The organism is Caulobacter sp. D5 (assembly GCF_003185805.1).
Classification (GTDB): Bacteria; Pseudomonadota; Alphaproteobacteria; order Caulobacterales; family Caulobacteraceae; genus Caulobacter.
This window is the reverse complement of the sequence record NZ_QHJY01000585.1, coordinates 1-1,063: the sequence shown is the minus strand read 5'-3', so window position 1 is coordinate 1,063 and position 1,063 is coordinate 1. Positions and strand designations below refer to the sequence as shown.

The window sequence follows — 1,063 nt, the reverse complement described above, 5'->3', positions numbered from 1 at the left end:
CCTTCGGCGACAGGGTCCAGGCGACGGCCCCGACTACGACCACCGCCGCGGCGGCCGCGCCCAGGCGCCAGGCGCGTTTGGCGTGCCACGGCCGCTCGACGCGGCGGTCCATGCCGCCGGCGCCGGCGTCGTCATGGGTTGAGGAAAGCAGGACGGTCGTGGTCATGCTGCTAGGCTAACAGCACCCGCTCAATAGACATAAATATCTGATTTTATTTGATTTATACGCAATTTTGGCAGATTCTTCGCCTCAACCGCCGCTTGAGAGTGTACGTTTCCGAACATGTCCGACGCCCGGCCCACCGTCCTCTTTCTCGACGACGATCCCGACATCCTGACCTCCGCCAGCCTGGTGCTGGAGCGGGGCGGTTTCGCCTTCATGGGGCTGGAGACGCCAGCCGCCGCGCACGAGCGCCTGGCTCAGGGAGGGATCGACCTTTTGCTGCTCGATCTCAACTTCCGGCGCGGCGACACCTCGGGCGAGGCGGGCCTGGCCTTCCTCGAAACGGCCCTGGCCGCGACGCCCGAACTGCCCGTGGTGGTGGTCACCGGCCATTCGGGCATGGCCATCGCCATCCAGGCCATGCGCCTGGGCGCCCAGGACTTCGTGGTCAAGCCGTGGAACAACGACCGCTTCCTGGGCTCGATCCAGGCGGCGCTGGAGGCCCCGCGCCGCGTGCCCGCCGGCCTGCCGCCCAAGGATCTGAACCTGGAGCGCTCCGAGCGCACCCTGGTGCAGGCCGCCCTCACCCGGCACGGCTTCAACGTCTCCCAGGCGGCCAAGGACCTGGGCATCACCCGGGCGGCGCTCTATCGGCGGATGGAAAAGCATGGGCTTTAGGCCGCTCGCCCTGCTGCTGGCGGTCCAGGCCGCGCTGTTCGCCGTCGGCGCCCTGGCGTGGCTGGCCTTCACCCACGGGCTCTACGCCAACGCCCTGCTCTGCGTGCTGGTCGCCGCGGGCCTGGCGACCGCCCTTTCCCAGCGCCTGCTGTCGGGACGCCCGCTGGCCGCCCGCGCCGCGCTGCCGGGCGAGGCCTTCGCCGCCGATCTCAGCCGCCGGCG

General features: G+C 69.9%; 1 protein-coding gene and 1 pseudogene. Both read left to right on the top strand.

Annotated elements, in window-relative coordinates; translation table 11 throughout:
- Positions 1–283 precede the first annotated feature (283 nt).
- Positions 284–841, top strand: a complete 558-nt coding sequence (locus tag DMC18_RS25520; protein WP_110133441.1) for a response regulator — start codon at positions 284–286, stop codon at positions 839–841.
- A pseudogene (locus DMC18_RS25515) lies at positions 831–1,063 on the top strand (ATP-binding protein); the annotation flags it as partial. The gene DMC18_RS25520 and the pseudogene DMC18_RS25515, both read left to right, overlap by 11 nt.